The sequence below is a fragment of the Paraburkholderia sp. BR10937 genome (assembly GCF_040965695.1).
GTDB lineage: Bacteria > Pseudomonadota > Gammaproteobacteria > Burkholderiales > Burkholderiaceae > Paraburkholderia.
Genome location: NZ_JBFRCL010000161.1, coordinates 1 through 486, shown reverse-complemented (window position 1 = coordinate 486; position 486 = coordinate 1). Strand labels below are relative to the sequence as shown.

1 protein-coding gene is annotated in these 486 nt (G+C 64.6%); it reads right to left on the bottom strand.

Annotated elements, in window-relative coordinates; translation table 11 throughout:
- Positions 1–184: 184 nt before the first annotated feature.
- On the bottom strand, positions 185–486 hold a 302-nt coding region (locus AB4Y44_RS42450), incomplete at its 5' end, for an aromatic amino acid lyase (protein WP_368702822.1).

Genomic DNA, 486 nt, shown 5'->3' with positions numbered 1-486 from the left:
GATTGTTCTGGAGCATCCGGTAGGCGGCTTCCGCCAGCCAGGTCTTGCAGACCTTCTCGCTGCCGCGCGGCGCGCGGATCGTGCGGGTAGGGTCGAGGCGCGGGTCGGTGAAGTTCGGGTGGTTCATAACGTCTTCGTCTCGGATGTTATTCAGGATGACTGTTTTTATCTGGCTTCTACCCGCTTATTGCTCGGACTCGAATGCCAGCGGGCTGTGCGAAGCGATCGCGCCGTTCTGCACGAGACGCGTGATCGCTTCGATATCCGGCGCGAAATAGCGGTCGAGGTCGTAGTGCGGCACCTCGGCGCGCACTGACTGCATCACGTGCGCGAGCGCCGGGCTCGTGTGGTGCGGCGCACGCAGGTCCACGCCCTGGGCGGCGGCCAGCAGTTCGATCGCGAGGATGTTGGCCGTGTTGTCGGCGATGTCCGCGAGCTTGCGCGCGGCGAACGTCGCCATCGACACGTGGTCTTCCTGGTTGGCCG